This is a genomic window from Streptomyces coeruleofuscus (assembly GCF_039532725.1).
In the GTDB taxonomy this organism is placed as follows: domain Bacteria; phylum Actinomycetota; class Actinomycetes; order Streptomycetales; family Streptomycetaceae; genus Streptomyces; species Streptomyces coeruleofuscus.
On record NZ_BAAASE010000005.1, the window covers coordinates 361,994 to 379,153 of the forward strand.

The 17,160-nt window shown below is 71.2% G+C and carries 19 protein-coding genes; 7 read left to right on the plus strand and 12 right to left on the minus strand.

Annotated features, from left to right (window positions below; all coding sequences use genetic code 11):
* Nucleotides 1-80: 80 nt before the first annotated feature.
* On the minus strand, nucleotides 81-494 hold the full coding sequence (locus ABFX81_RS21170; RefSeq protein WP_086853152.1) for a thioredoxin domain-containing protein: 414 nt from the start codon (nucleotides 492-494) through the stop codon (nucleotides 81-83).
* A gap of 78 nt (nucleotides 495-572) precedes the next feature.
* Between ABFX81_RS21170 and ABFX81_RS21175 the strand changes: the two genes are divergently transcribed.
* On the plus strand, nucleotides 573-989 hold the full coding sequence (locus ABFX81_RS21175; protein ID WP_086853150.1) for a DUF4395 family protein: 417 nt from the start codon (nucleotides 573-575) through the stop codon (nucleotides 987-989).
* 187 nt (nucleotides 990-1,176) lie between these two features.
* A complete protein-coding gene (locus tag ABFX81_RS21180) occupies nucleotides 1,177-1,905 on the plus strand; it encodes a lysophospholipid acyltransferase family protein (protein ID WP_086853148.1) in 729 nt (242 codons plus the stop codon).
* A 34-nt stretch (nucleotides 1,906-1,939) separates the two neighbouring features.
* Here ABFX81_RS21180 and ABFX81_RS21185 read toward each other — a convergent pair whose 3' ends face one another.
* Nucleotides 1,940-2,512, minus strand: a complete 573-nt coding sequence (locus tag ABFX81_RS21185; protein ID WP_346138483.1) for a transglutaminase domain-containing protein — start codon at nucleotides 2,510-2,512, stop codon at nucleotides 1,940-1,942.
* Nucleotides 2,513-2,687: 175 nt separating this feature from the next.
* Between ABFX81_RS21185 and ABFX81_RS21190 the strand changes: the two genes are divergently transcribed.
* Both ABFX81_RS21190 and ABFX81_RS21195 read left to right on the plus strand, forming a co-directional pair.
* Nucleotides 2,688-4,058: a hypothetical protein gene (locus ABFX81_RS21190; RefSeq protein ID WP_086853145.1), complete on the plus strand. Its 1,371-nt coding sequence runs from the start codon at nucleotides 2,688-2,690 to the stop codon at nucleotides 4,056-4,058.
* 66 nt (nucleotides 4,059-4,124) lie between these two features.
* Complete coding sequence (locus tag ABFX81_RS21195) at nucleotides 4,125-4,895, plus strand: transposase (RefSeq protein ID WP_086853143.1); 771 nt, start codon at nucleotides 4,125-4,127, stop codon at nucleotides 4,893-4,895.
* A 111-nt stretch (nucleotides 4,896-5,006) separates the two neighbouring features.
* On the opposite strand, the gene ABFX81_RS21200 is transcribed toward ABFX81_RS21195, so the two are convergent.
* Genes ABFX81_RS21200 through ABFX81_RS21225 form a run of 6 tightly spaced genes read right to left on the minus strand, consistent with a single transcriptional unit; the run spans nucleotide 5,007 to nucleotide 10,562 of the window.
* The gene (locus tag ABFX81_RS21200) at nucleotides 5,007-5,765 is read right to left on the minus strand and encodes a GAP family protein (RefSeq protein ID WP_346138484.1); all 759 of its coding nucleotides are present in this window, start codon (nucleotides 5,763-5,765) and stop codon (nucleotides 5,007-5,009) included.
* Nucleotides 5,765-6,355, minus strand: coding sequence for a TetR family transcriptional regulator C-terminal domain-containing protein (locus ABFX81_RS21205; RefSeq protein ID WP_086844900.1), 591 nt, complete (start codon nucleotides 6,353-6,355; stop codon nucleotides 5,765-5,767). Before ABFX81_RS21205 ends, ABFX81_RS21200 begins: the two co-directional genes overlap by 1 nt.
* Before the next feature lie 21 nt (nucleotides 6,356-6,376).
* Nucleotides 6,377-7,261 (minus strand): IS5 family transposase, encoded by an 885-nt coding sequence (locus tag ABFX81_RS21210; protein WP_086844902.1) that lies wholly within the window; start codon nucleotides 7,259-7,261, stop codon nucleotides 6,377-6,379.
* A 45-nt stretch (nucleotides 7,262-7,306) separates the two neighbouring features.
* Entirely contained in the window at nucleotides 7,307-8,377 is a 1,071-nt protein-coding gene (locus ABFX81_RS21215; protein ID WP_086844904.1) for a beta-eliminating lyase-related protein, read from the minus strand.
* Nucleotides 8,374-9,123: an SDR family NAD(P)-dependent oxidoreductase gene (locus ABFX81_RS21220; protein WP_086844906.1), complete on the minus strand. Its 750-nt coding sequence runs from the start codon at nucleotides 9,121-9,123 to the stop codon at nucleotides 8,374-8,376. The genes ABFX81_RS21215 and ABFX81_RS21220 overlap by 4 nt, the downstream gene beginning before the upstream one ends.
* A 41-nt stretch (nucleotides 9,124-9,164) precedes the next feature.
* A complete protein-coding gene (locus ABFX81_RS21225) occupies nucleotides 9,165-10,562 on the minus strand; it encodes a DUF6421 family protein (RefSeq protein ID WP_086844908.1) in 1,398 nt (465 codons plus the stop codon).
* Nucleotides 10,563-10,811: 249 nt separating this feature from the next.
* Here ABFX81_RS21225 and ABFX81_RS21230 point away from each other — a divergent pair, with 249 nt between their 5' ends.
* Nucleotides 10,812-11,495 carry a glycerophosphodiester phosphodiesterase family protein gene (locus ABFX81_RS21230; protein WP_086844910.1) on the plus strand — a complete coding sequence of 228 codons (684 nt, stop codon included), beginning with the start codon at nucleotides 10,812-10,814 and terminating at the stop codon, nucleotides 11,493-11,495.
* 27 nt (nucleotides 11,496-11,522) lie between these two features.
* Here ABFX81_RS21230 and ABFX81_RS21235 read toward each other — a convergent pair whose 3' ends face one another.
* Nucleotides 11,523-12,062: a GNAT family N-acetyltransferase gene (locus tag ABFX81_RS21235; RefSeq protein WP_086844912.1), complete on the minus strand. Its 540-nt coding sequence runs from the start codon at nucleotides 12,060-12,062 to the stop codon at nucleotides 11,523-11,525.
* Between the two features lie 70 nt (nucleotides 12,063-12,132).
* On the opposite strand from ABFX81_RS21235, the gene ABFX81_RS21240 reads away from it, so the two are divergent.
* On the plus strand, nucleotides 12,133-12,525 hold the full coding sequence (locus tag ABFX81_RS21240; RefSeq protein ID WP_086844914.1) for a VOC family protein: 393 nt from the start codon (nucleotides 12,133-12,135) through the stop codon (nucleotides 12,523-12,525).
* Nucleotides 12,526-12,527: 2 nt separating this feature from the next.
* Here the strand turns inward: ABFX81_RS21240 and ABFX81_RS21245 are convergent, their stop codons facing one another.
* Nucleotides 12,528-13,442: a GNAT family N-acetyltransferase gene (locus tag ABFX81_RS21245; protein ID WP_086844916.1), complete on the minus strand. Its 915-nt coding sequence runs from the start codon at nucleotides 13,440-13,442 to the stop codon at nucleotides 12,528-12,530.
* Nucleotides 13,443-13,620: 178 nt separating this feature from the next.
* Between ABFX81_RS21245 and ABFX81_RS21250 the strand changes: the two genes are divergently transcribed.
* Nucleotides 13,621-14,376, plus strand: coding sequence for a VOC family protein (locus ABFX81_RS21250; protein WP_086844918.1), 756 nt, complete (start codon nucleotides 13,621-13,623; stop codon nucleotides 14,374-14,376).
* A gap of 129 nt (nucleotides 14,377-14,505) precedes the next feature.
* Here the strand turns inward: ABFX81_RS21250 and ABFX81_RS21255 are convergent, their stop codons facing one another.
* Together ABFX81_RS21255 and ABFX81_RS21260 are read right to left on the minus strand one after the other, a co-directional pair.
* Nucleotides 14,506-15,138 (minus strand): MarR family winged helix-turn-helix transcriptional regulator, encoded by a 633-nt coding sequence (locus ABFX81_RS21255; protein ID WP_428837203.1) that lies wholly within the window; start codon nucleotides 15,136-15,138, stop codon nucleotides 14,506-14,508.
* A gap of 257 nt (nucleotides 15,139-15,395) precedes the next feature.
* Nucleotides 15,396-17,060, minus strand: a complete 1,665-nt coding sequence (locus ABFX81_RS21260; protein ID WP_346138485.1) for an FUSC family protein — start codon at nucleotides 17,058-17,060, stop codon at nucleotides 15,396-15,398.
* Between the last annotated feature and the right edge of the window lie 100 nt (nucleotides 17,061-17,160).

Sequence of the window (17,160 nt, forward strand, 5' to 3'; positions counted from 1 at the left end):
GTCAGGCTGACGATAAATGGTTGGCGCAGTCAAGTTCGTTCGCCGATGTGGGAGATGGCTCACTGACCGGGTCGCGTCCCTCACACCGCCTCCCCCAGCGCGGCGATCACATCGGCCTTGCGCGGCTGGCCGGCGGCGCGCCGCACCACCCGGCCGTCGGCGTCCAGGACCAGCACGGTCGGGGTCTTGAGGATGTCCAGCCGTCGCACGAGGTCCAGGTGGGCCTCGGCGTCGATCTCGACGTGGATCACGCCCGGCACCATGCCGGCGACCTCGCCGAGGACCCGACGGGTCGCCCGGCAGGGCGCGCAGAACGCGCTGGAGAACTGCACGAGTGTGGCCCGCTCCCCCAGTTCCGTGCCCAGCTCGGCCGCGTCCAGTCGCTTGCCGTCGTCCCGCCCGCGCACCCGCACTCTCCCGCTCCGCCGCCTTTGCAGCACTCCGTAGGCGCTCGCCGCCGCGAGCACCAGAACGCACACCACCAGTCCGGTCATCACCTGCTGCAAGCGTTCACGAGACCGCAAAGATTCCCGCCCCCACCTCGGGGGCGTGCTGCGGAATGCTTGCTTCCCATGGACATCGATGTGAGAGGGCCGCGTTTCGGCGCGGCCGTGACGACCGTCGTCCTGGCGGTCGTACTGGTCACGGGGAGCACGTGGCTGCTGGCCTGGCAGACGCTGGCGTTCCTGCTGGGCGCGGCGGGCGGGGTGACCCGGGCGCCCTACGGCCTGCTGTTCCGGAAGGCCGTACGGCCGCGGCTCGGGCCTGCGACCGCGTTCGAGGCGCCCGAACCGCCGCGTTTCGCCCAGGCGGTGGGGCTGTTTTTCGCCGCACTCGGGCTCGTCGGCTACACCCTGGGAGCCGGCTGGCTGGGTCTCGCGGCGACCGGCGCCGCCCTCGCGGCCGCCTTCCTGAACGCCGTGTTCGGGTACTGCCTGGGGTGCGAGATGTATCTGCTCGTACGGCGGATGACGGTGGGCCTGAAGTAATACGGGCGTAAAAGCACGAGGTGGGGTCCTGGCGGCGACGTGACGAGAATCTCTTCACGGGCGGGCACGGGGACTGGCTACCCGGCCGTTCTTCGGGCACGATCTCGACAAGCCGTAAAACCTACGGCTGCGTAACTTTCCACTGGGAATCCCTTCCCAGGCAGAGCAGGAAGGGTCCGACCCGCCCATGGCAGAGCTCGTCTACCGTCCCGTCGTCGGTTGCGCCCGCACGCTGTTCAAGGCGTGGGACCTCAAGATCGACTGTCAGGGTTCGGAGAACATCCCGCGCTCGGGCGGCGCCGTGCTGGTGAGCAACCACATCAGCTACCTGGACTTCGTCTTCAACGGCCTGGCGGCACTGCCGCAGAAACGTCTCGTGCGCTTCATGGCGAAGGAGTCGGTCTTCCGCCACAAGATCTCGGGCCCGCTGATGCGCGGGATGAAGCACATCCCCGTGGACCGCAAGCAGGGCGAGGCGGCCTACGCGCACGCCCTGGACTCACTGCGGTCGGGCGAGATCGTCGGGGTCTTCCCGGAGGCGACCATCTCGCAGTCGTTCACGCTGAAGAGCTTCAAGTCGGGTGCCGCGCGCATGGCCCAGGAGGCCGGTGTCCCGCTGATCCCGATGGCGGTGTGGGGCACGCAGCGCCTGTGGACCAAGGGCCACCCCCGCAACTTCAAGCGCAGCCACATCCCCATCACGATCCGGGTCGGCGAGGCGATCGAGGCCTCCCGCGACAAGTACGCGGGCGCGATCACCCGTCAGCTGCGCGAGCGCGTCCAGGAACTCCTCGAGGCCGCCCAGCGCGCCTACCCCGTACGCCCGAAGGGCCCGGACGACACCTGGTGGATGCCGGCCCACCTCGGCGGCACGGCTCCGACGCCGGAGCAGGTGCGGGCGGCCGAGGCGCACTGACACGGGGGCGGCCGGCCCGGGCTCGGGTCCCGCCTCAGAGTGCGGTGGGGAGTGTCTCCCACAGGTGGGGCCGGTCGTCGGCTGACTTCAGGGCGTCGAGCACGATCGGGTGGGGCGCGGCATACAGGACCGGCCAGTCCGTCTCACCGGAGGCCGGGTCGGGCGTGAAGGCGAGCCGCTCGCCGTCGAGGGAGAACTGCGCGTCCACCCCCGGCTTGTTGCCCCGGGGGTCCTGCCGGTGCCATGTGCCGTTGAACCGCACGGCGACCAGACCGTGCACCACGTCGAGCCTCTGGTAGCACAACGCGGTCGGGATGTCCTCGGCCCGCAGCAGCGCCGCGAGCGCGTGGGCCTTGGCGTAGCAGATGCCGGTGCCCTGTTCCAGGACATCGGAGGCGCGCCACGTGACACGGAGATCGCCCGAATCCTGCGAGTGCGGAATGGTGTCGCGCATGAACTCGAACGCCGCCCGCGCATACTCATACGAGTTCGCCACACCCCTGGCCAGCTCGGCCGCTGTCTCGCGAACGAGCGGATGGTGATGGTCTATCGCCTCGTCAGCGACCAAGTAGGCGGAGAGGTCGGGGGTTTCCTGGATCAGCTGCATGCGGGCAGAGCATAGGGACGAGATCACTCCTGGGTCAATGCATTTTCGCTCGATCGCATACCTATGCATCGGTCCGGAAGAACGGCTGAACACCGCCGCAACCACCGGACCGGCCACAACCCTTCCCCCGCGCCACCTGTCTCGGCCTCCGCAGATCCGTGACAAGGGGGAAGACATGAAGCACCCACACCGCCTGCTCGGCGCCGCGCTCGCGAGTTGTGCCCTGGCGGCGGCCGGAGTCGGGGCCGGGCCCGCGCACGCCCAGGAGAACCAGCTGTGGATCAGCGCGCCGTACGAGACGGTGCTGCCGGGCGCCGACGCGGACGGCGGCGCGCGTGAGCGCGGCCTGGCGGTGCAGGTCAGCCGCGACGTCGCCGACGGCAGGGTGCCGACCGGGCGACTGACCGTCGACATCAGCGAGATCGCCTCTTTCGCGCGGGCGTCGTGGCCCGCGAACTGCGAGCCCGAGTCCGAGGTCAGGGCGGTCTGCGACTTCCCCGAGATGCCCGCCGGGACGGAGAGCGTGCCGGCCGCCGCGTTCGGGCTGCGCGCGCTGCCCGGAGCGGACACCGGCGCCTCGGGGTACGTGCGTTACTCGGCCGTCGCCGGAGAGGCGACGGCCCACCCGGCCGAGACCCGGGTCGGCGTGGGCAACGGGCCGGACCTCGGTCTCAGTCAGGCCGACTACCAGCGCGACCTCTTGCCTGGCTCGAGGACGAATGTGCGGGCCACGCTGTCCAACAGCGGCAACCGCACCGCGGAGCGCACGCTGCTGTGGCTCAACGCCTCGTACGGGCTGCGTTTCGGGGAGCGGCACGCCAACTGCGAGTACCGGGAGCACGACACCGGTACGTCCGCCCTGTGCGTGCTGGACGAGGCAGTGGCACCGGGACAGCGGTACGCGCTGGACACCGGTCTCGGCGTGGGCAGGAAGGCGCTGTACGAGCGGTTCGACCACTCCGTCCATCCGTACTCCGACGAGGCGCTGGGGGAGATGCGCGGCGACTGGACGTGGACCCGGGGCACGGGCGCCGAACTGGACCTGCGCCCCGTGGCCGCCGCCCGGGCCGCGGCAGCGGACCCTGACATCGATCCGCAGGACAATTACCAGACCGTCGTCCTCGACGCCCGGAACACCGCCGATCTGAAGCTGACCGGCAGCAGGGTGAGCGGGGCCGCCGGTGACACGGTCACCGCCCGGGTCACCGTGCACAACCGCGGTCCGGCCTGGGTGGCGTCGCTGGGCGTGGGCGCCGCCGTGGCGACGGTGCGGTTCCAGGCGCCGGAGGGGACCACGGTGACGTCGCCCCCGGAGGAGGACTGCTGGGCCTCGGAGGACCCCGCGTCCCCCAGGACGTACTTCTGCAAGACGCCGATCCACCTGCACGACAAGGCGTCCCACACCTTCGAGATCCCGCTGCGGATCGACCGTGTGGTGCGGGGCGCACGCACCACCGTCGCCACCGTCAACGACGATCCCGAGCTGAGCATCAGGAAGTTCGACCCGAACCTGCGCAACAACAGCGCGGGGATCGTCGTCAACTGATGGTGGCCACCAGGAGATGGCCCTAAAGGGTGTTGCAGAAGGCCTGGTGGCGGGCATTTTGCCTGTATGGGTGGGGTGTTGAGGGCTGAGCCGGTGTGGGTGGAGACGTTCACCGGGTTGCCGATGGGGCGCTTTGAAAAGCTGCTGCGGGTGGTGCGGGAGCGAGGCGGCAATGGCCCCGGTGGTGGCCGGCCGTGGTGTCTTGCGCTGGCCGAGCGGGTGCTGCTGGTCGCCGTGTACTACCGCACGAACCTCACGATGCGGCAGCTCGCACCGCTCTTCGGCTGCTCGCCTGCCACTGTCTGCCGGGTCATCCAGCGCCTGGGACCCTTGCTTGCGCTGGAGCCGGCGCCCAGGCCGGTGCCGGGCACCGACCGGTTATGGATCGTGGACGGCACCCTTGTCCCGGTCCGTGACCGGCAGGTCGCAGCCTCCTCGCGCAACTACCGGTTCTCGGCGAATGTGCAGGTCATCGTCGATGCCGACACCCGCCTGGTGGTGGCATCGGCCCGGCCGGCACCCGGCAACAAGGCGGATGCGCATGTCTGGCGCGAGTCGGTCCTGCCGGACGTGGCGGCGGGCACGACGGTGATCGCGGACGGCGCCTACCTGGGCACCGGGCTGATCGTCCCGCACCGCAGACGAGCCGGACGTCCACTCCTGCGCGGCCAGGAGGAGGACAACGCCGAACACCGGCGGGTGCGGGCCCGCGTCGAGCACACCTTCGCCCGCATGGAGAATTGGAAGATCCTGCGCGACTGCCGCCAGAGGGGCGACGGCCTCCACCACGCCGTCCAGGCCGTAGCCACCATGCACAACCTCGCCATGGCAGGGTGAAACAGCAGGCCAGCCATCACCCAGACATGCCCGCCACCAGGCCTTCTGCAACACCCTTTAGGGCGTGTTTCGGAAGTTGAAGTTGCTGGAGATCGTGGAGCTGACGCGCATTCAGACGGGTTGGGCGAGAAGGGCGATCACGGCGTTGAGGGCTATTCCGATGCCGATCCCCCCGACGGTCCAGCCGAGCGCCTTGGCGCTGTTGCGGGTGAACCAGTCGTTGATCCGCTGTAGCACTGGCTCGGCGCGGTCGTGCGCGGCGATCCGGACGGCGCCGAGGAGGACCGCCGGGAGGATCATCACGACGCAATAGCCGGCCAGCGCCCCGCCGATGACCTGCCAGGTTAGATCGGCGTTCGCGAGTAGGCCCACGGCCGCCAGGTAGGGCACCATTGTGACTACCTCCAGTGCCGTGGCCACCAAGGCGAGGCTCATCAGGCCGCGTACGCCTCCGCCTCGCGTGTCCCGGCCGTCCAGACCTCCGCCGTTCGGCACGGCACCCGACATCGCCGCTGCCCGCCAGCGCTGCAGTCGGCCCGGTCTGCCCGACCGGCTGCGGGCGCGGGCCTCCAGCCGGTAGCTCAAGGCGATGACGATGAAACCGAGGACGAGTTGCCCTATCCGCAGGTGCGTCGGGTCAACGTCGGCGAAGGCCGTCCGGACGGCCTCCAGCACCGCATCGGCCCCCAGCACCAGGAGAACGCCAACGCAGAAGTAGAACGTCGCGACCGTAGCCAGGTAGACGGCGATCCGGCCGGCGCGCACCCGCCCTGGGGTGAGCAACAGCCAGATTGGGATCAGCAGGGTGCCGAAGCTTGTGCTGTCCAGCAACCCCAGCCCGGCGAGCGCCAGCGCCAGCGTCGCGCTCATCAGTCGAACAGCCGGTCAACGTAGGCGTCCAACGCGGCGCTGATGCGGGACGCGTCGAACCCGTCCCCGGTCGCCGCGTGGTGCAGGCACAGCCCGTCCACGAACGCCACCAGCGCCGCCGCCTCCGCCTCGGTGTCCACACCCGCGGCGAGTTCGCCGGCCCGTTGCGCGCCGCACAATGCCTCCTCGACGCCCCGCAGGAGCCGCACGGTAGCGTCCCGGTGGATCGCAGCCATGTCGGCGTCGGTGAGCGACGCCTGCACGAAGCTGAGCCAGACCCGGAGCTCGGCGCGGCGCTCGACCGTCAGCGGCAGGAACGTCTCCATCAGCCGCACGACGAACTCACGAACCGGCGGCTCGACCGGGATGGCGGCGATGCGCTCCTCGGCGCGCCGGTAGACATACTCGATGCCGAACCTCAGCAGCTCGTCCTTTGAGCGGAAATAGCGCTGGACGAGTCCCACGGACACACCTGCCGTCCCTGCCACGTCAGCGAGGGTGGTCCGCGCCAGTCCCCGTTCGGCGACCACGCTCATTAGCGCGGAGGCGACCTGGCCGCGTCTCGTGTCAGCGTCGGCGTGTAGCGTCATGAAAAAAATAGTACCGCAATATTATTTTGGACACAGCCACTCGTTCATGGCGGCGACGAGGACGGTGGCTTCGAAACGGACCGCCAGCTTTTCGTAGCGGGTGGCCACGGCCCGGTGCCGCTTGAGGCGGTTTATGCCGCACTCGACTGCGTGGCGCTCGCGGTAGTCGACCGGGTCGAACGCCGGTGGCCGGCCGCCCCGAGGGCCTTGCTTCCTGCGGTTGCGAGCCTGGTCGGCCTTGTCTGGGATGGTGCAGCGGACGCCGCGCCTGCGCAGGTAGGCACGGTTGCGACGGGACGCATATGCCTTGTCCGCCCGCACTCGCCGAGGTCGGGTCCGGGGGCGGCCCGGACCAGGACGAGGAACTCGGACGCGCTGAAGAACCGTCTCGAACTGAGGAGAGTCGCCCCGCTGCCCAGCGGTCACGACAATCGACATGGGCTTCTGCCCCTGCTCGACAGCCAGATGAACCTTGGTGGTGAACCCGCCGCGTGAACGCCCCAGCCCGTGGTCACCCGGCTCGACGACCACACCACCGGGCGACTCTTTCGGGAGATCACCACGCCGCCGGGCTCCAGCCGCGTGCTGATGAGCCCGGCACACCGTGGAATCGACGTTCAAGTCCCATGTGATCGCCCCCTTGATATCGGCCCGGCACTGGAGCCTGGAGAGGATCCCGTGCCAGGTGCCATCCCGCTGCCACCGGCGGAACAAGTCGTAGATCCGACCCCACGGCCCGTACTCGGCCGGCACATCCCGCCACGGAACGCCAGTGCGGACCCGGAACCGAATGCCATCGATCAACTGCCGCCGCGACCACACCCGCGGCCGACCGGGCTTCTGGCCTATTGGCAACAGCGGCTCCAGCACCGCCCACTGCTCATCCGTGAGATCTCCCCGCGCCACGAAGCACGATCATTCAAGGTCCAAGAGCCGCCTTCGAAACACGCCCTAGCGGGCCATCTCCTCCTTCAGTGCCGCGACGAACGCGTCCACGTCCTCCTCGGTCGTGTCGAAGGCGCACATCCAGCGGACTTCGCCGGCGGCCTCGTCCCAGAAGTAGAAGCGGAACCGCTTCTGGAGGCGCTCGCTCACGTCGTGCGGCAGGCGGGCGAACACCGCGTTGGCCTGCACCGGATAGAGGATCTCCACGCCGTGCACGGCGCGTACCCCCTCGGCGAGGCGCTGGGCCATCTCGTTGGAGTGGCGGGCGTTGCGCAGCCACAGGTCCCGGGCGAGCAGGGCCTCCAGCTGCACCGACACGAAGCGCATCTTGGAGGCGAGCTGCATGGACAGCTTGCGCAGGTGCTTCATGTGGCTGACGGCGCCCTGGTTCAGGACCACGACCGCCTCGCCGAACAGGGCGCCGTTCTTGGTGCCGCCCAGGGAGAGGAGGTCGACGCCGGCGGCGTTGGTGAGCGTCCGCATCGGGACGTCCAGGGTGGCGGCGGCGTTGGCCAGCCGGGAGCCGTCCAGGTGCACCTTCATGCCGTGCGCGTGGGCGTGCTCGCACAGGACGCGTATCTCGTCCGGCGTGTAGACCGTGCCCAGCTCGGTGGCCTGGGCGATGGAGACGACCTGCGGCATCGCACGGTGCTCGTCGTCCCAGCCGTACGCCTGCCGGTCGATCAGCTCGGGCGTGAGCTTGCCGTCGGGCGTGGGCACGGTGAGCAGTTTCAGACCGCCGACCCGCTCGGGCGCCCCGCACTCGTCGACGTTGATGTGCGCGCTCTCGGCGCAGATCACCGCTCCCCAGCGGTCGGTGACCGCCTGGAGGGCGACGACGTTGGCGCCGGTGCCGTTGAAGACCGGGAACGCCTCGGCCGTGGGCCCGAAGTGGCTGCGGACCAGTCGCTGGAGGTTCTCGGTGTACGCGTCCTCGCCGTACGCGACCTGGTGCCCGCCGTTGGCCAGGGCCAGGGCGGCGAGCACCTCCGGGTGGGCGCCGGCGTAGTTGTCGCTGGCGAAACCGCGGACCTCGGGGTCGTGATGGCGACGGGCGTCGGTCTTCGGCGGGTTCACGGCTTCTCGGTGAGCCACAGACGGTTTCCGTTCACTTCGGCGGCGGGCTTCTCCCAGACCCCGGTGATGGCCTCGGCCAGGTCCTTGACGTCGGTGAAGCCCGCGAACTTCGCGTTGGGGCGGTCGGCACGCATGGCGTCGTGCACCAGTGCCTTCACCACCAGGATCGTAGCCGCCGAGGTCGGGCCCTCGGGGCCGCCGGCCTTGCGGAAGTAGTCGGCCATGGCCAGCGTCCACGCCTCGGCCGCCGCCTTGCCCGCGGCGTACGCGGCGTTGCCCGCGGTGGGCTTGCTGGCGCCCGCCGCGCTGATCAGCACGTACCGGCCGCGGTCGCTGCGCTGGAGCGCCTCGTGGAAGGCGAGGGACGTGTGCTGCACGGTGCGCACGAGCAGCATCTCCAGGAAGTCCCAGTCGTCGAGGCTGGTACGGGTGAAGGTCTCGCTGCCGCGCCAGCCGCCGACGAGATGGACCAGTCCGTCGACGTGGCCGAAGTCCTTCTCGATGCGGGCGGCCCAGTCGTGGGTGGCCCGCAGGTCGAGCAGGTCGACCGTGTCACCGGTGACGGTGGCGCCGCCGGTGGCGTAGCTCGCCGCGTCCACCGCCTCCGCCAGCCGCTCCGGGTCGTTGTCCGAGCCGATGACGGTGGCCCCCGCCTCGGCCAGCCTGAGCAGTGCGGCCCGGCCCGCGGGTCCTCCCGCTCCGGCCACCGCGATCACCGCGCCGCTGAGCGCCCCGTTCCCCGCCATGGTCTTCGCCTCCTGAGCAGTGTTCTCGCTTCGCCGATCGCTCACGCGGCGATCCGCTCGGCGTCGTCCGCCGTGATGCCCTTGGTGGAGGCGATCACGTTCTTCAGCTTCTTGGACAGTGCCTCATAGAACATGCTCAGCGGAAACTCGTCCGGAAGCACGTCATCGACGAGTTTCCGCGGCGGCTGCGTCACGTCCAGCGCGTCGGGGCCCTTGGCCCACTTCGAGCCCGGGTGCGGGGCGAGGTAGGTGGAGACGAACTCGTACCCGGCGAACCAGTGGACGAGCTTGGGCCGGTCGATGCCGTCGCGGTAGAGCTGCTCGATCTCGCCGCACAGCTGGTTGGTGACCTGCGGGGCGCGCTCCCAGTCGATGGTGAGCTTGTTGTCGGTCCAGCGGACGACGTCGTGCTTGTGCAGGTAGGCGAAGAGGAGCTGGCCGCCGAGGCCGTCGTAGTTGCGCACGCGCTCGCCGGTGACCGGGAAGCGGAACATGCGGTCGAAGAGCACCGCGACCTGCACGTCACGCGCCTGCGGCACGCCGTCCTGGGCGAGCTTCACGGCCTCCTTGAAGGCGGTGAGGTCGCAGCGCAGCTCCTCCAGGCCGTACATCCAGAACGGCTGGCGCTGCTTGATCATGAACGGGTCGAACGGCAGGTCGCCGTGGCTGTGGGTGCGGTCGTGGACCATGTCCCACAGGACGAACGCCTCCTCGCAGCGCTTCTGGTCGTGGACCATCGCGGCGACGTCCTCGGGCAGCTCCAGGCCCAGCATGTCGACGGCGGCGTCGGTGACGCGGCGGAAGCGGGCGGCCTCGCGGTCGCAGAAGATGCCGCCCCAGCTGAACCGCTCGGGGGCCTCGCGCACGGCGATGGTCTCGGGGAAGAGCACGGCGGAGTTGGTGTCGTAGCCCGACGTGAAGTCCTCGAACTTGATGCCGCAGAACAGCGGGTTGTCGTAGCGGGTGCGCTCCAGTTCGGCCAGCCAGTCCGGCCAGACCATGCGCAGCACGACCGCTTCGAGGTTGCGGTCCGGGTTGCCGTTCTGCGTGTACATCGGGAAGACGACCAGGTGCTGGAGGCCGTCCGCGCGGTTCGCGGCGGGCTGGAAGGCCAGCAGCGAGTCGAGGAAGTCGGGCACCTGGAAGCCGCCGTCGGCCCACCGGCCGAGGTCCTTGGCCAGGGCCTCGTGGTAGTCGCGGTCGTGCGGGAGCAGCGGGGAGAGCTCCAGGACCGCGTCCGTGACCTGGCGGACGGCGAGATCGGCGTCGGCCGGGTCGGGCGCGCCCTCGGAGTCGAAGTCGATCGACCCGTCCTTGGACTGCCATGGCCGGATCCGCTCCACGGCATCCTTGAGCACGGGCCAGGCCGGGTGCTCCACCACCCTGGCCACGGGAGGAACCTGCTCCTCCGAACCCACCTGCACAAGAATTTCCGTCATGTCACACCTTCCACGGGAGAATCTCGCGTACCCCGACCGTATACACACGAGGTTCCTCCCAGCAAGGGCCACCTCGGGAAAATATCCTGCCTCACCCGGCCCTTCACCGCACTTTTTCCTGTCGGCCATCCTTCTGCCCGCACGCACGCCGACCATGCCCTCACCCTCTGCACAGGGCGGGTACAGGCGATACCGTCAGGTGGGCCGTCAGGTCCCCAGTGCCGCCTGTCGTCGGAAGAGAGTCGCGTCTTGAACTTCCTCACCATCGGTCACCGCGGAGTCATGGGTGTGGAACCCGAGAACACCCTCCGGTCCTTCGTCGCCGCGCAGGAGGCCGGCCTCGACGTCATCGAACTCGATCTGCATCTGAGCAAGGACGGCGCGCTCGTCGTCATGCACGACACGGACGTGGACCGCACGACCGACGGCACCGGGGCGATCGCCGAGAAGACCCTCGCCGAGCTGCGGGCCCTGGACGCGGGCCGGGGCGAGCGGGTGCCGGTCTTCGAGGAGGTCCTGGAGGCCGTATCGACGCCGCTCCAGGCGGAGATCAAGGACGCCCAGGCGGCGCGGGCCCTGGCCGAGGTGATGAACCGGCGCGGGCTGGCCGGCCGGGTGGAGGTCTCCTCGTTCCACGACGAGGCGATCACCGAGATCAAGCCACTCGTACCGGGTGTGCGCACCGCGCTGATCGCCAGTCGCTACGGCACCGACATCGTGGACCGGGCCGTCGAGGCGGGCGCCGCGACCGTCTGCCTGAACATCCGCCGGCTCACCCTGGAGATCGTGGAGCGCGCCCGCAAGGCCGACCTGAGGATCATCGGCTGGGTGGTGAACACGCAGGACCATCTGCGTCTCGTCCGCGCCTTCGGTCTGGACGGCGCGACCACCGACCACCCGGACATCAAGCGCACGGGCCGTTTCACGGCGTAGGGCCTGTCACGGGACAGGCCCTGGTGACTAGACCAGCTCCTTGACCAGCAACTCGAACTCCAGGTCGTCGCGCTGCGGCACGCCGAAGCGCTCGTCCCCGTACGGGAAGGGGGTCATCCGTCCCGTACGGCGGTAGCCGCGGCGCTCGTACCAGGCGATGAGGTCGTCGCGTACGGAGATCACGGTCATGTGCATCTCCGTCACGCCCCAGGTCTCATGGGCCACCCGTTCCGCCTCCGTGAGGATCACCTTGCCGAGGCCCGCGCCCTGGAGCGAGGGGCTGACCGCGAACATCCCGAAGTAGGCGTGCTCCCCCCGGTGCTCGAGCTGGCAGCAGGCGACGATCCGCCCCTCCCGCTCCACCGTCAGCAGCCGGCTGTCGGGCGACTTGATGACGGCCAGCACACCCTCCGGATCGGTCCGCTGCCCCTGGAGGATGTCCGCCTCGGTGGTCCACCCGGCACGGCTCGCGTCACCCCGGTACGCCGACTCGATCAGCGCGACCAGTTCGTCCACGTCGGCGTCCGTGGCATCGTGGAAGGTCAGTCCGGTGGCGGCGGTGTCCATGGGCGTACGTCTCCGTTTCGTGGGGCGCGCGGGCAGGGATGAGAGTAACTCCGCCACTAGGCTCCGGTGCATGGTGCATGTACTCAGCAGCCGGATTCTGCTCCGCCCCACCGACCCCGAGCGGTCCCGTGCCTTCTACGGGGAACAGCTCGGGCTCGCCGTGTACCGGGAGTTCGGTGCGGGGCCGGAACGCGGGACGGTCTACTTCCTCGGCGGGGGCTTCCTGGAGGTCTCGGGCCGGTCCGAGACCCCGCCGGCGCCGGCCACGCGGCTGTGGCTCCAGGTCGCCGACGCGGCGGCGGCCCAGGACGAGCTGCGGGCGAAGGGCGTGGAGATCGTCCGGCCGCCGGTGAAGGAGCCCTGGGGGCTGGTCGAGATGTGGATCGCGGATCCGGACGGGACGCCGATCGTGCTGGTGGAGGTCCCGGCGGACCACCCGATGCGCTACCGGCCGGGCATCTGAGATCACCCGGGGCGGTGCTCCCAGCCCCGGTCGGTGCGGGTCAGTTCGCGGAAGCCGGCGCCCGTCAGGTGCCCGAGCATGGTGCTGTCTGCGGCGGGTTCGTAGGCGACGAGCCGGTCCACGCCGCACAGGCGGAGCCAGTCGGCGGCCTGGCCGAGCAGCCAGTGCTCCAGTCCCGTGCCGTACTGCGCGGGCTCGATGCGCAGGTTGCCGATGTCGGCCAGACCGGCGGCCCGGGCGTGGCGTTCCGGACGGGCCAGGGCCGTGTCGATCTCGACGAACCCGAGGGCGCCGGTGCCGGAACGGGCCGTGAAGCGGGTGCCGCACTCCCCCAGCGTGCGCTCGACCGTGACGCCCGGCCGGGGCTCGGGCTCCGGCAGGTCGGCCACCCGGGCGATCAGGATGACCTCGGTGTCCCCGACGTGCCGGAAGCCCGCGCGTTCGTAGACGGCCCGGATGTGCGGCCAGTTGCGGGGCAGGCCGTAGACGAGGGGGGCGGGCAGCGCGCCGTCGGCGTACCGGACGCGGACGTTCCAGCGGGCGAACCGCGCCAGGCACGCCCGCATCAGCAGGTCCGCGGCCTGGTCGGCGTCCGGCCAGAAGGACGCCGGCGGACGGCATACGAACCAGTCGATCTCCGCCGCGTCCCGGTAGGACTCGCCGACCTCGGCGTCGGCGCGGTAACGCAGCAGATGGGCCGCGGCGACGACGTACTCGCGCTGCTCGGCGACGAGCGTCGTCCGCTCGGCCACCCACGGGTCGGTGATGAACTCGCCTGGCTGCCGCTCCAGGTCGCTGAGGACGGTGTTGACCGAGACCGAGACTCCGGGGACGACGGCCGCCACGTGCATGTTGACCAGGTCGGTGAGCTGGTCGCGGTCGGCTCGCCGGAAGGGGCGCACCTCGAGCGCGGGCATGGGAAACCTCCGGGCAGGGTGAAGGAGCTGGAGGCCGCCACGCGGTGCGGTACGGGCCGAGGGTATGCCGGGGCCGGTGCGGCACACCAGTGGGTTTCCCCGGATGGCGGGGAGGACGGACCGCGGCCTAGCGTGCTGGAGAGGCTCATGCCCGGGAACTGTCTGCGGAAGGAACGCCATGAAGCTCGACGCACCGGTGACCGGCGGGCCCTGCTGGACCGAGCTGGGGACCACCGATCTGGAGGCGGCCCAGCGGTTCTACACCAGGCTGTTCGGCTGGCGGCCCGAGACGGATCCGCGTCAGGAGGCGGGCGGCTACACCATCGCGCACCTCGGCGACGCGGCCGTCGCCGCGCTCGCCCCGCTGTACCAGCCGTCGCAGCCGGTCGCGTGGAACGTGTCGTTCGCGGTGACCGACGCGGACGCCACCGCCCGGGCGGTGACCGAGGCGGGCGGGACGCTGCTGTTCGGCCCGGCCGACGTGTCCGACGCGGGCCGGTTCACGGTGGCCGCCGATCCGGGCGGTGCCGTGTTCCAGATGTGGCAGGCGGGGACCTTCCCGGGCGCCGGGCTGTTCAACGCGCCCGGTTCACTGGGCTGGGTGGAGCTGTACACCCGGGATCCCGGACGGACCGCGGCCTTCTACACGCGGGTGTTCGGCTGGACCGTCAACGCCTCGGAGCGCTACCCGCAGTGGGGCGTCGACGGGGCGGACTTCGGCGGCATGGTGACGATGGACGACAAGTTCCCGCCCGAGGTGCCGCCGCACTGGCTGCCGTACTTCGCCGTCGCGGACGTGGACGCCACGACCGCCGTCGTCCAGGCTCACGGCGATGTCCTCATGGTCCCCACCTCCGTACCCGACGGACCGCGCATCGCGGTGCTGCGGGACCCGCAGGGGGCGATGTTCGGTGTGTACCGGGCGGGCGACTAGGGCTGAGGTCACGCGGGCCGTGGACGCCCCGCACGGCTTCGTCCGCGAACCGGCCATCGCCCGGAACATCCACGCCGACCGCCGGCCCGGGGCGGCTGTGCCCCGGGCCGGCCCCCGCCGGTGGACGGATCAGCTCCGCAGCGCGCCCAGGCGGCCCTCCAGCTGGCCGAGCAACTCGCCTAGCAGGGCGGCCAGTTCGCCCTGCTCGGGGCCGTCCAGACCGGACAGGACGGCGGTCTCGTAGGTGAGCTGGGCGGGCAGGATGCCGTCGACGAGTTCCCGTCCGGCGTCGGTGAGGCGGAGATGGACGACACGCCGGTCGCGGCTGTCGCCGCGGCGTTCGACCAGACCGCGTTCGGTCAGCTGCTTGAGGCGCTTGGTGACGGCGGCGCCCGAGGAGAAGGTCTCCCGGGCCAGCTCCCCGGGCGTCAGCTCGTGCCCGGTGCGGCGCAGCGCGCCGAGCAGATCGAACTCGGGACGGCTGAGCCCCGCCCTGCGCAGGGGCGCGTCCTCGGCCTGCTGGAGGAGGGCGGCACAACGGTTGATCCGCCCGATGATCTCCATCGGCCCGGTGTCGAGCCCGGGGTGCACGGCCTGCCACTGCCGCACGACGGCGGCGACGGTATCGCCCCGCCGCCGGCCGGCGAAGTCCCCACCGACGCCCGAGGCCTCACCGTCCGGATCCCATCCAGCCGCAGGGGCGTCATCGGCCAGGCCTCCATCGGCCGCGGAGACGTCACCGGCCAGACCGCCTCCAGGCACAGGGGCTTCGCCGCCCGGGTCCCCTTCAGCCGCAGGAGTGGTCCCGCCGCCTGAGCCCTCTCCAGCCCCCTGGTCCCGATCGGTAAGCTCCCCTCCGGCCACCCGGGCCCCGTCAGACACCCGCCTGTCCCCCACCGGCTCTCCTCCGGCCACCGGCCTCGGGCCCGCCCCCCGGTCGGCCCCCGGGTCGGCCCCGGTCCCCGGCTCCGGGCCGCCGCCTGGCCCGCCCCCGTCGGCCGATGGTCCATCCGTCGCCGTCATGGCCGTGCGTCCTCCGTCTTCGTGTCCGTGCCCCGGTCCGGGAGCAGCCCCTGGCGTCGTGCCGTCGCGGCGAGCGTACGGTGTCCGGACTGCTCGGCCAGTACGACCCGCTCCTGGGGCAGGGCGCGCTGCCACCATTCGCCGGCCGCTGCGTCGGCGGTGGCGCGCAGTTCGGCCAGGGCGACGGCGAGTCCACGGCGGGCGGCCTCGAGGGCGGCGGCGTCGGGGTCCCGCTCGGCCAGGAGGCGGGCGGCGCGCTCGCGGGCCCGGTCGGCGGCGGTCAGGGCCCGTTCGACGCGGTCGCCCGCACGCCGGTTGGTGACGGCCACGGCGGCGACGAAGCCGACCAGGGCGCCGACGACCGTGTCCACGACCCGCTCCGTCATCAGCTCGCCCGGCTTCTGGTATCCGGCGAACTCGGTGATGAGCAGCGCCATGGGGGTCACGCAGACGCTGCCGAGCCAGTAGTTGCGGCTGATCAGCAGCTCGGCGCCGAAGCTGAACGCCAGGCAGCACAGTACGAGGGCCGCCTGGCCGAGGTGCGCGAGCGGTGCGACGGCCGCGAAGACGAGCACTCCGACGACGTTGCCCACGACGCGCTGGACGGCCCGGCTCCAGGTCAGGGCGATGTTCGCCTGGTAGAGCGAGGCGGCGGTGACCAGGGCCCAGTAGGGGCGGCCGACCCCGAGGGCCAGGGAGGCGTAGCCGGCGAGCGCGCAGCCGAGTGCGGTGCGTACCGCGAGCGGGGCCAGCGGGCCCAGCCGCGCCCGGAGGCCGCCGGCCGCGTCCACACCGAGCAGCTCGTCGGCGGCCGCCCGCGGCAGCCCGGCCTGCGGGACGGGCCCGGTGCCGCGCAGCGCGCCCGCCCACGCCCGCAGACGGCCGGCGTCCGCCTCCGTCGGTGCGGCGAGTGCCACCTCGGCACGGACGACGAGCCGTTCGAGCGCGCGGCGGGTGCGGGAACGGGCACCGGTGGACAGCAGCGCCTGCCAGGCGGCCTGCACGGCGGCGTAGCCCGCGGCGCGGGCCCGGGCATGGCCCTCACCGGTGCCACCCGTCCCGGCGTACGCGGCGGCGGCCTTCAGCGCGGTGGCGGTGGCACGTCGCTCCGGGCCGTGCGGGCGGACCAGCGCGGGCGCCATGCAGACCAGCCAGGCCCAGGCACCCGTCGCGGCGGCCAGCGCCAGATGGCCGGGGACCTGGGCGAGGGTCTGCGGCGCGAAAAGGGATGCGGAGCTGACGAAGGTGAGGACCACGTTGCCGGGCGGCCCGACCCGGGCGGCGTCGCACAGCACCTTCTGGGCGGCGGCCAGCAGAGCGCCGACGGTGACCAGCACGACGGCGCTGCCGGTGAGCGAGGCCGCGACCAGGGCGACGGCGAGCCCGCCGAGCATGCCGAGCACCACCCACACCAGGACCCCGGCACGGGCGGCGTACGGCCGGTTGTGGGCGTACAGCGCGCACAGGGATCCGGCCATCGTGTACATCGCCAGGTCGAGCCGCCCGAGCGCCAGCAGGGTGAGGCCGGGCGGGGCGATCGCCGCGACCACGCTCAGCGCGGGCTTGAACCAGATGTCCGAGGGCCGGCCGACGCGCAGCACGCCCGCCAGCGGGAGACGCCGGACGGGTGGGGACGCCGGGACGGGGGTCGTACTGCTCATGGAAGACAAGATTAACAGGTGTTTTACCTGTAAAATATTGGCCTCACCTGGTGTGCTCCGTCGGATGCTCCCCACGTACACCCTTGCGCTCGCGTGCGCG

What these genes read in the sequence shown, in the direction of transcription:
- ABFX81_RS21170 (WP_086853152.1), bottom strand. Translation starts at nt 494, where the DNA reads ATGACCGGACTGGTGGTGTGCGTTCTGGTGCTCGCGGCGGCGAGCGCC.
- ABFX81_RS21175 (WP_086853150.1), top strand. Translation starts at nt 573, where the DNA reads ATGGACATCGATGTGAGAGGGCCGCGTTTCGGCGCGGCCGTGACGACC.
- ABFX81_RS21180 (WP_086853148.1), top strand. Translation starts at nt 1,177, where the DNA reads ATGGCAGAGCTCGTCTACCGTCCCGTCGTCGGTTGCGCCCGCACGCTG.
- ABFX81_RS21185 (WP_346138483.1), bottom strand. Translation starts at nt 2,512, where the DNA reads ATGCAGCTGATCCAGGAAACCCCCGACCTCTCCGCCTACTTGGTCGCT.
- ABFX81_RS21190 (WP_086853145.1), top strand. Translation starts at nt 2,688, where the DNA reads ATGAAGCACCCACACCGCCTGCTCGGCGCCGCGCTCGCGAGTTGTGCC.
- ABFX81_RS21195 (WP_086853143.1), top strand. Translation starts at nt 4,125, where the DNA reads ATGGGTGGGGTGTTGAGGGCTGAGCCGGTGTGGGTGGAGACGTTCACC.
- ABFX81_RS21200 (WP_346138484.1), bottom strand. Translation starts at nt 5,765, where the DNA reads ATGAGCGCGACGCTGGCGCTGGCGCTCGCCGGGCTGGGGTTGCTGGAC.
- ABFX81_RS21205 (WP_086844900.1), bottom strand. Translation starts at nt 6,355, where the DNA reads ATGACGCTACACGCCGACGCTGACACGAGACGCGGCCAGGTCGCCTCC.
- ABFX81_RS21220 (WP_086844906.1), bottom strand. Translation starts at nt 9,123, where the DNA reads ATGGCGGGGAACGGGGCGCTCAGCGGCGCGGTGATCGCGGTGGCCGGA.
- ABFX81_RS21225 (WP_086844908.1), bottom strand. Translation starts at nt 10,562, where the DNA reads ATGACGGAAATTCTTGTGCAGGTGGGTTCGGAGGAGCAGGTTCCTCCC.
- ABFX81_RS21235 (WP_086844912.1), bottom strand. Translation starts at nt 12,062, where the DNA reads ATGGACACCGCCGCCACCGGACTGACCTTCCACGATGCCACGGACGCC.
- ABFX81_RS21240 (WP_086844914.1), top strand. Translation starts at nt 12,133, where the DNA reads ATGGTGCATGTACTCAGCAGCCGGATTCTGCTCCGCCCCACCGACCCC.
- ABFX81_RS21245 (WP_086844916.1), bottom strand. Translation starts at nt 13,442, where the DNA reads ATGCCCGCGCTCGAGGTGCGCCCCTTCCGGCGAGCCGACCGCGACCAG.
- ABFX81_RS21250 (WP_086844918.1), top strand. Translation starts at nt 13,621, where the DNA reads ATGAAGCTCGACGCACCGGTGACCGGCGGGCCCTGCTGGACCGAGCTG.
- ABFX81_RS21260 (WP_346138485.1), bottom strand. Translation starts at nt 17,060, where the DNA reads ATGAGCAGTACGACCCCCGTCCCGGCGTCCCCACCCGTCCGGCGTCTC.